The sequence below is a fragment of the Mycoplasma collis ATCC 35278 genome (genome assembly GCF_000701825.1).
In the GTDB taxonomy this organism is placed as follows: domain Bacteria; phylum Bacillota_I; class Bacilli_A; order Mycoplasmatales; family Metamycoplasmataceae; genus Mesomycoplasma_A; species Mesomycoplasma_A collis.
In genome coordinates, this window is record NZ_JNJY01000025.1 from 1 (window position 1) to 7,994 (window position 7,994).

Annotated in this window: 9 protein-coding genes; all 9 read left to right on the plus strand. The window is 20.7% G+C overall.

The annotated features are described in order from the left end of the window. Positions 1–53: 53 nt before the first annotated feature. Positions 54–293, plus strand: a complete 240-nt coding sequence (locus T403_RS0103755) for a hypothetical protein (RefSeq protein ID WP_033161484.1) — start codon at positions 54–56, stop codon at positions 291–293. Continuing rightward, entirely contained in the window at positions 287–1,321 is a 1,035-nt protein-coding gene (dcm, locus tag T403_RS0103760; protein WP_240532071.1) for a DNA (cytosine-5-)-methyltransferase, read from the plus strand. The genes T403_RS0103755 and dcm overlap by 7 nt, the downstream gene beginning before the upstream one ends. Further along, the gene (locus tag T403_RS0103765) at positions 1,312–4,089 is read left to right on the plus strand and encodes a GmrSD restriction endonuclease domain-containing protein (protein WP_033161485.1); all 2,778 of its coding nucleotides are present in this window, start codon (positions 1,312–1,314) and stop codon (positions 4,087–4,089) included. Before dcm ends, T403_RS0103765 begins: the two co-directional genes overlap by 10 nt. Before the next feature lie 295 nt (positions 4,090–4,384). Next, positions 4,385–5,575, plus strand: coding sequence for an elongation factor Tu (tuf, locus tag T403_RS0103770; RefSeq protein WP_033161486.1), 1,191 nt, complete (start codon positions 4,385–4,387; stop codon positions 5,573–5,575). Positions 5,576–5,827: 252 nt separating this feature from the next. Continuing rightward, on the plus strand, positions 5,828–6,172 hold the full coding sequence (locus T403_RS0103775) for a hypothetical protein (protein WP_033161487.1): 345 nt from the start codon (positions 5,828–5,830) through the stop codon (positions 6,170–6,172). Between the two features lie 124 nt (positions 6,173–6,296). Next, a complete protein-coding gene (locus tag T403_RS0103780; protein ID WP_156933567.1) occupies positions 6,297–6,707 on the plus strand; it encodes a hypothetical protein in 411 nt (136 codons plus the stop codon). Between the two features lie 148 nt (positions 6,708–6,855). Beyond that, the gene (locus T403_RS0103790; RefSeq protein ID WP_276211254.1) at positions 6,856–7,416 is read left to right on the plus strand and encodes an ATP-binding cassette domain-containing protein; all 561 of its coding nucleotides are present in this window, start codon (positions 6,856–6,858) and stop codon (positions 7,414–7,416) included. Then, entirely contained in the window at positions 7,397–7,708 is a 312-nt protein-coding gene (locus T403_RS0103795; protein WP_033161491.1) for a hypothetical protein, read from the plus strand. The genes T403_RS0103790 and T403_RS0103795 overlap by 20 nt, the downstream gene beginning before the upstream one ends. Before the next feature lie 77 nt (positions 7,709–7,785). After that, positions 7,786–7,994, plus strand: a 209-nt coding sequence (locus T403_RS0103800) for a hypothetical protein (protein ID WP_033161492.1), incomplete at its 3' end; no start/stop codon positions are given.

A 7,994-nucleotide genomic window follows, 5' to 3' on the forward strand; every position in this document is an offset into this window, starting at 1 on the left:
ATAATTTTTTGATATTATTAAATTAATTAAAAAATTAGAAAGTTAGTAAATTTATGAAAACATTAAAAGTTTTTGAAACATTTTCAGGAATAGGCGCGCAACATAAAGCGCTTTTAAATTATAAAAAAAAGAATCCTAATTTTAATTTTGAAATTGTTGCTACATGTGATTGAGACATTTATGCAAACATTGCATATGATTCAATTTTTACTAATGAAAACTTAAGCAATCAAGAACAAAGCAACAAGAGAGAGAGAGAGAGAGAGAGCAAAAAATCGATAATTTTTTGCTAAATTTTGTACATTCTCAAGATGGTAAACAACCAATAAAAAAAACAATTGACAAATATCCTTTTGATATTAAGGAAAAATTATATAAATCAATTAAAAAACACAATAATTTAGTAAATATAAAAGATATAAATAAAAAACAAATTCAAAATCTTTTAAAAAAACATAAAAAAATAAATTTATTAACTTATTCATTTCCATGTCAAGATTTATCTACAGCTAATGCTTCGAAAAATAAAACTTTAGGAATGAAAAAAGAAACTAATTCACGTTCCAGTTTAGTTTGAGAAATAGAAAGAATTTTAAAAATATTTAGGGAAGAAAAATCGCTTCCTGATTTTTTGCTGCTCGAAAATGTCCCTGCAATTTTAAATAAAAATCATCATACAGATTATCAAGAATGAATAAAAACACTCAAAAATTTAGGTTATAGCACTGTTACTTTTAAGTTAAATTCTTTTGATTATGGCTCCATCCAAAAAAGAACTAGAGTTTATGCAATAAGTATTTTAAATTACGGTGGAACAGTAAACAATCACGGTGAAATTCTTGATATTAAACCACCAAAAAAAAATCTAAAAAATCAAAAAATTCAAGATATTTTAAAATTAGATTACAAAAACGAAATTTATCGAGAAGAAGCTGAAAGAGCGCAACCTAGAAGAACTGGATCGCGATTAAAAATGTATAATGAAAATCCTAAAATTAGCGAAAATTCAACTTTTATAAGAACACTTACAACTAGACAAGATAGAAATCCTAATTGTGGAGTTATTGAAACAAAAAATACATTATTAGATAATAAAAAAAGAAAAAAAGAAAACAAAGCAAATTTTAGATTTTTAACTCCTAGAGAAGCATATTTAGCAATGGGGTTTGAAGAAAAAGATTTTGATAAAGTAATAAAAAATCGAATTTCAATAGCAAAATTATATCAACAAGCAGGTAATAGTATTGTTGTATCAACACTTGAAAAAATAATTAAAATAATTGATACATTATTTCAGGAGGAAAATAAAATATGTCTTTAAAAGAAGTTGTTCAAAAAAAATTTTGAAAAATAGGAACAAATGTTTTTTCATATTTAAATAATTTTGATGGAATTTTAAATAAAAATCCATATTCAAAAAATTTTGAAATTTATAATTTTTCATTGATAGACAAAGAAACTAAAAAAGTTATTATTGAAAGTAATAGTGGTGCAACTTTTTCTCAAAAGATAAGGTCTTTATGTTTTTTGGGAATATTTAGAATTCAAAAAAATGAAAATATCTATCTTTTAGATAATAAAAAACAAGAATTTTATAATAAAGATAATATATTTATTTTTAATTATAATGAAAATGAAGAAAAAAATAAATTTCAAAAAATAAAAAATTTTTTAAAAACTGAATATAAAAAAATTAATGAAGATCAAAAATATTTTTCTCCTAAAGTAAGCTTTTATTTTTCACTTGCATTTTCTTTAGTACTTTTTAAAAATTTTGAAAAAAATAAACAAAAATTAAAAAAAATTTTAAATGAATTAAATTTAAAAGAAGAATATATAAATTATTTTAAAAACGAAGAACTCATTAAATTATTTTTAGAGGATTTAGAATTTTTTGAAATAATTAAAAAATATTTAGAAAAAGAACAATGTAACATACAAAATTTCAGTGAAAATTTTGAAAATCAAATTGAAATAATGGATAATTGAAATGAGAATATAAACAAATTAAAATCAGTGATTTCAAAAGAAAATATAGATGATTACCAAATAAATAATAAAGAATTAAATACTGAGTTATTTAATGTTAAAAAACTATTTTCCCATATTTATTGAAATAAAGAAAAAAGAATTTATATACCGCTTTTTCAAAGAAAATTTAGTTGAACTAAAAATATTTTAGTTTCTTTTTTGAATGATATAAAAAATACTAAAAATTATATTTATATTGGTAGTCTTATTTTATCTAAAAAAAGAAGCTTTGGAAGTGATTGAAATTTAATAGATGGGCAACAAAGATTATCGGCAATTTTTATTATATTTACAACATTTTGTATTTATTTCGAAGAAAAAATGGGATTAAAAAATATAACAGACATAATAAAAAAAGAATATTTTAAATTTACTCGTATTTTCTCAAAAAGACATGAAGCAACTGATACAAAATCTATTTTATCTGAATATTTTACAAGAATAAAAGGTACAAATGACTATAATGGTTTTCAAAATCTTCTAAGTTTAGAAGAAATGAATAATAAAGAATCTAAAATTTTTAAAACAATTAATATAATTACCAACTGATTTGTTTATAATTTAGATTCACAAGAAAAAGCATCAAAATTTTTAAAAAATTTCTTAGAAAATTTATATTTCACTTTTGTAAATTTAAGCAATATTAATGAATTTTCTTTTTTCGAAAAAATTAATACAAGGCAAAAACCCTTAAATACACTTGAATTAATAAAAAATAAATTGCTTTATGAATATGATGAAGAAATAAATGATTTATCCGCTGAGGAAGAATTCCAAAAAGAATTTGAAGAAAAAATAATTTTTCCATTTTCACAAAATTTAAATGATGATGCAAAAATAAAAGAATTAACTGAATTTCTTTGATACATAAATTTTTCTTATACTAAAGATGAAGAATTAGATTTGATTGATACAAATTATGAAGATGATATTAACTTAAAGTTATATGATAAATTTTGAATTTTTATAAAAGAAAAATTTATTTTTTCTAATGAAGGAAAAAAAATACATTTTAAAGATTGTATTCAAAAAATAAGTGATGAAATTAACTTGTTTTTTGAAATAAAAAACAAAGATAAATATTTAGAAAATGAGAAAAGATTTAACTTTATTTCTTGTTTTATTTATACAATAGTAAACGAAAATAAAAGAGTTTATATTCCTTTAATAGCGACAATTTTAAAAAAAGCTTTAAAAGAAAAGATATATGATTTCAAAACTTCTTTGAAAAACGATAGCACAAAAAAGGTAATTAAAGAATGTTTAGAAGCAATTCAAAGTTATGAAATAAAAAGATTGCTTTTAGAAGATAAAGGTCAAAGTTTATCAACAAAACTGTTTAGAGTTTTAAATAATTTAAAGAAAAATGATTTTATTTTAAACCCTAAAAAAATATTAGAAGAACTTAAAAAAAATGACAAATCTGAAAATAAAATGAATAATTTTGACTTAAAAGAATTATGAAATAAAATTGCTTATAAACCTTTAAAACGGAAAGAACAAACAATATTATTGTTCATTGTAGAGTGATATTTATCAAAAAACGACTGACAAATAGTAACATTTAAAGAAAATAAAAACAAAATTACAATCGAACATATAATTCCTCAAAATTTAAATTTATATAAAAAGGATGAAAAATTAAATAATGAAGAAATACAAGAGTATATAAATTTCATAGGGAATACAATATTTTTGACCCAAAAAAATAATTCAAAAATAAGCAATAAATTGTTCAAAGAAAAAAGATTTAAATATAATGAATTTGCAAAATCATATAATAGTTCTTTAAAAATGTTAAATGGTTTAAATGGTGAAATTGAAAAAAATCAAATTTTTAATGAAATTAAAGATTTAATTGAACAATATAATCAAAACAAGTCAGAAAATCAAAGATGAATTATTGATGAAGAAAAAATTAAAAAAACTTTTACAAGCTTAAAAATTTTAGATGATAATAAAGAAGAATTTACAATAGAAGATATCAAACTGAGAAGTGAAGCAATAGCTTGAATTATTTGTTTATCATTAAATGAAAAAAAATGAAAAAATTACTAACTTTTTTAAAAAACAATTTTCAAATTTATAAAAAAATTTCCAAATTAAGTATCTACATTTTTAAAATAAAATTAAGACTTAATTAATAAAAACAATTAAAATTTTGTTAAAAAATGTTATAATTAGTTAAATTTTATTATATTTAAAGATGCTTAAGTGGACGGAAATTAGCTGAAAGACTAATTTATTAGGTAGGTTTTAAGCGCTTAAAATTTATATTATTATTTAGTTTACTTAGTGTTTAAAGTAACTAAATCTATTAAAAATTAATAAATATTATGAAAGGAAAATCAAAATGGCAAAACTAAATTTTGATAGATCTAAAGAACACGTAAATATTGGTACAATTGGTCACATTGACCACGGTAAAACAACTTTAACTGCTGCTATTGCTACAGTTTTATCAAAAAAAGGATTAGCAGAAGCTAAAGATTATGCATCAATCGACGCTGCTCCTGAAGAAAGAGCACGTGGAATTACTATAAATACAGCACATATTGAATATGAAACTGAAAAAAGACACTATGCACACGTTGACTGTCCAGGACACGCTGACTATGTTAAAAACATGATTACAGGTGCAGCTCAAATGGATGGTGCAATTTTAGTAGTTGCTGCTACAGATGGTCCTATGCCTCAAACTAGAGAACATATCTTACTTTCAAAACAAGTAGGTGTTCCAAAAATCGTTGTTTTCTTAAACAAAGTTGATATGCTTGAAGGTGAAGATGAAATGCTTGACTTAGTAGAATTTGAAATTAGAGATTTATTATCAAAATACGAATATGATGGTGATAATTTACCTATTATTAGAGGTTCAGCTAAAGGAGCTTTAGAAGGTAACCCACAATGAGAAGAAAAAATCATTGAATTAATGAATGCTGTTGATACATACATTGATGCTCCAGTTAGAGAAATGGACAAACCATTTTTAATGGCTGTTGAAGATGTTTTCACAATTACAGGACGTGGAACTGTTGCTACAGGTAAAGTTGAAAGAGGACAAATTAAATTAAACGAAGAAGTTGAAATTGTTGGTTACAAAGAACAACCTAAAAAAACAGTTGTAACAGGAATTGAAATGTTTAGAAAAAATCTTGATTCTGCTATGGCTGGTGATAATGCTGGTGTATTATTACGTGGAGTTAATAAAGATGAAATTGAAAGAGGACAAGTTATTGCTAAACCAAAAACTATTATTCCTCACACAATTTTTAAAGCAGCTATTTATGCTCTTAAAAAAGAAGAAGGTGGACGTCACACACCATTTTTCCAAAACTATAAACCACAATTTTACTTTAGAACAACTGATGTAACAGGCGGAATTAAGTTTGATGCTGGTAGAGAAATGGTTATGCCAGGTGATAACGTAGACTTAACTGTTGAATTAATTGCTCCTATCGCTGTTGAGCAAGGAACTAAATTCTCTATCCGTGAAGGTGGAAGAACTGTTGGTGCTGGTTCAGTTACAGAAATTATTAAATAATAAAATAATAAATTTGAAAATGCAACATTAAAAAAATGTTGCATTTTTTATATTAAGTTTTTTTATGCAAAGTTTTAAAATAGTAAAAATTATCGTGGTAAAAAAATATTAAAAATAGTTTAAAATTATTAATGCTGTATAAGCTTAATAACTTTAAAAATACAAAAGATTTATTGTTAATTTCAATATAAAAAAATAAGATAAAAAACGCAATAAATAATTTATAAAATATTAAAAAAGTAAAAGGTGTTTATGAACAATTTTCTAAAATTATTATTTCTTTACAAAAAACAATTATTTTTATTAGTTTTTATTGCAATAATTAAAAATATATTTTTTACTTTATCATTTATTAATTTATTTGAAGTTTTTAACAATATTTTGCATCCTAATGAAATAAAATGAATTTTTGTTTATGCAGGACTTTCGATATTATTTATTGCATTAAATGTATTTATAAATTTTTTGTATAAAATTAAATACAATTTTATTTTAAATAAAATATTATTAAATTTAAATTCCAAAGTAATTAATAATATTAGTAATAAATCACCATATGAATTAGAAAATAAAAACCAAGAAGAATTTTTTTTATAATAATTATGAAGTTCCTATTTTAATTTCTAACTTTTTTTATGAACCTATTTTTTTACTTATAGAAGATTTAATAAAATTTTTCATTATAATATCACTATTTTTTTATTTTAGTTGAATTTTAGGAATGATATGCATAATCATTGCTATTTTGCTAATTTTCTATTTTGATTTTTCACTTTTAAAAATGACGCAATATGATTATAAAATAATCAATCTAGAAGAAGATAATAGATATAATATTGAAAATTTTTTAAAATTACAAAAAGATTTTTTTTATTTAAATCAAAGAGATAGATGAGTAAATAAATTATTTTTTAATTTAAATAATAATCATAGATTTATGATTAAATCTTATAAAAAATATTTCAAATTAGATTTTTTAAATCAATTATTTTTAGGGCTAAGTTTAGCAATGATTTTGTCAATCATTTCAATTTTTACTTATTTTAAATTTCAAAATTATTCAATTAATTTATTTCTTATTTTTTTTTATTATAATTCCAACATGACTGAAAAACGTTGTTGACATCTATAGAACGATTCCAGCTTTAAAATTATCTAAAGATATAATTAAAAAATACAATGATTTATTTAAATATGAAAAAACAAATGCTTTTTTAAAAAATGATGAAGATTTAAAAAAAATAAAAATTGAAAATTTATCATTTTTAAATCTCTCTAATATTAACTTAGAAATTAATTTAAAAGATAAATTGGCAATAATTGGAGCATCAGGAGCTGGTAAAACTATTTTTGCAAAAATACTTACAAAAAATACAAATTTTAGATATGATGGCAATATTTTTTTAAATAATTTTAACATTAAAAATATTGATGAATCAGTAATTATTAAAAATATAATTTATTTAAATTCTGATAATACAATATTAAAAGCTAATTTAATGGACAATATTACATTTTTCAATAAAAATGCAAATTTAGAAAAAGTTAAAGATATTTTAAATTTAATGAATTTGAACAAAAATTTATTTTCTGATGTTGAAAATTTAAGTGAAGGTCAAAAACAAAAAATCAATTTGGCTAGAATACTTATGGAAAAAGAAAATAAAATTTTAATATTAGATGAAGCATTAAATAATTTAGATATCGAAGAAAGTAAAAAAATTAGAAAGCTTTTAATGGAAAAATCAAAAATATATATAGAAATTTCACACAATTTAAATGAAGAAAAAAATAAATTCAATAAAATCTTAAACTTAAAAAATGTTCATAATAATTTTTAAATCATTTAAAACTTATATTATTTTGTTATATATTTTTTTCTTTTCTATTTTAAGTTTTATATCAATTACTTTCCAATTAGAAGCTTCTAAAATTTTATTTAATTTTTCAGAAGATAAAACTTTTTATTTTATTTTTTATCAAATAGGTTCATTGTTTCTTGAAATTCTAGCTAGAATTTCAAGATCTTTAAATAATTTTTGAATAAAAAAACAAGCTATTTCCTTTTTATTAAAATATAAAAAAGAATCTTTTAATTTAGAGTGATGGGCAAAAGTTAATGGACAACCTTAAGTGGTTGTCTTTTTTTATAACCTTAATTTTAACAAGCAAAGTAATAAATTTAATTTGCTTAAAAAATAAGGAGATAAATGAATAGAGAAAAACTTTTAAATAAAAAAATATCTATTTGAAGTAACAAAAAAATTATCAAAATAGATACTTTAACATTAATGAAATTAAAAACTTCTAAAAGATCTTTACAAATATTAATTTCTATTTTTCATTTAGCAAAAATTTTTAAGCAAAAGCAAATGTTTATTTCTGATATTAAAACAATTTTTATGAATAACTTTTTTCC